We start from the raw sequence: 1,506 nt of genomic DNA, 5'->3' as shown, positions 1-1,506 counted from the left end.
AGCCAGGTAGCCAGCGAAGATGTCGCCGAAGTTGCCGGTCGGTACCGAGAACGCCACGGAACGGGCCGGACCGCCCAGCTGCAGGGCTGCGTGGAAGTAGTAGACGATCTGGGCCATGATCCGCACCCAGTTGATCGAGTTGACCGCCACCAGGCGAGTGCCTTTGAGGAAGGACTGGTCGGCGAAGCTGGCCTTGACCATTTCCTGGCAGTCGTCGAAGTTGCCTTCGATGGCGGCGGAGCCGTTGCGCATCCTATGCTGGACAATTCCTAAACATGGGAGGGAAATTTCCATCCATTTTTAAGTTTGACTAACACACTCGCCAACCAAAAATTAAAAGCCCGATGCGGCGTTACGGCGTATCGGGCCTACAAGCAATTCGACAGCCAACATAGATAATTTTTCAGCAGACCAGTCAATAACCAACAAACGAACTCATTAGATACCCTAACTTTCTTCTGGTTCCTTCTTGGCGAATGGCACTCCCTCCTTAGAGCTTCCTTTCGGAGCGAGATCAATTAAAATATTATCAATATCGAGCTTCCCAAAAGAGTATGTATTCACTTCCACCTGATCGGTCCCAGTCAAGTAACGCTTATGTATATACCCTTTAATCTTCTGCCACTTCCCAGGTGTGATATCCTCACCTAGCAGTTCAATTTCCAGGGCCTTATGGGCGCCAGGGAAGTGATTACCGAGAATGACCTGCACACCAATTAGCTCTTCAGATTCCACTGCGCGCATAGATATAGTGAACGCATAGTAGCTATCCACTTCCAACCCTTTAATCTCTTTTTCCAGATGTACACCGTTGTGCGCATAAGGCCTATCAGTTCTAAGAAAGTAGTTATCTTCACTGCCCTCCTCCAGTTCAAACATGACATAGTCTTGCACCTCCCAACCGTTTAGTTCTTTGTTACGGAAGTTAGTGAAATCCACGCTGCTCAAGCCCTTTGCACTGGACATGCTGTTCTCCACCATAATTTCTATGATTGAATCTGGCCCAATCAGCTCAACGTTAAGATGGCCAGCCACACTTGAGCTGGACGTTGCCTAGCTCTCGCCCAATGCTCTTCTCTTCGTGACTAGTTGTCACCTGGCAGAAATGCCAGGTGCACTACAGCGCCGGCAGGGTGCCATTTGGTACAAAGAACTGGGTGATTGTGATGTCGGCTTGTTATATTCGCCAGTTTGACAACCCATGCGCAGCGTTGACGCACGACCCTGTATGCACCAGGTCGGCGAAGCCGTGATCGCAGAGGTTTTCGTGAACTTATCGAGGCGTATCACGAACTGACGGCGCACTGTCAGCAAGCCCAACAAACACTCGATGATCTTATGCTGTCGGCCCTTGGACCGATCTTTAGATACTCACTTCACGTTCCGAAAAAAAGGGCCGCATAGCGGCCCTCTTGTTGAAGTTACAGCGGCTTGCCGCGGTTGCCGTGCTGGCTGACGAAGGCCTGGACCGCCTTGAGGTCGTTGGCCAGTACGGTGCAGCGCTCT

General features: G+C 51.1%; 2 protein-coding genes and 1 pseudogene. All 3 read right to left on the bottom strand.

Features of this window, described 5'->3' with window-relative positions; translation table 11 throughout:
- Window positions 1-234, bottom strand: a pseudogene (locus PspTeo4_RS29710) (threonine synthase); the annotation flags it as partial.
- Window positions 235-447: 213 nt separating this feature from the next.
- Window positions 448-966 (bottom strand): hypothetical protein, encoded by a 519-nt coding sequence (locus tag PspTeo4_RS29705; protein ID WP_322367165.1) that lies wholly within the window; start codon window positions 964-966, stop codon window positions 448-450.
- Between the two features lie 455 nt (window positions 967-1,421).
- The coding region (locus PspTeo4_RS29700; RefSeq protein WP_322367160.1) for a hypothetical protein at window positions 1,422-1,506 on the bottom strand (85 nt) is incomplete at its 5' end.

The organism is Pseudomonas sp. Teo4, assembly GCF_034387475.1.
GTDB lineage: Bacteria > Pseudomonadota > Gammaproteobacteria > Pseudomonadales > Pseudomonadaceae > Aquipseudomonas.
This window is presented reverse-complemented; position numbering and strand designations above follow the sequence as displayed.

What these genes read in the sequence shown, in the direction of transcription:
- PspTeo4_RS29705 (WP_322367165.1), bottom strand. Translation starts at nt 966, where the DNA reads ATGTCCAGTGCAAAGGGCTTGAGCAGCGTGGATTTCACTAACTTCCGT.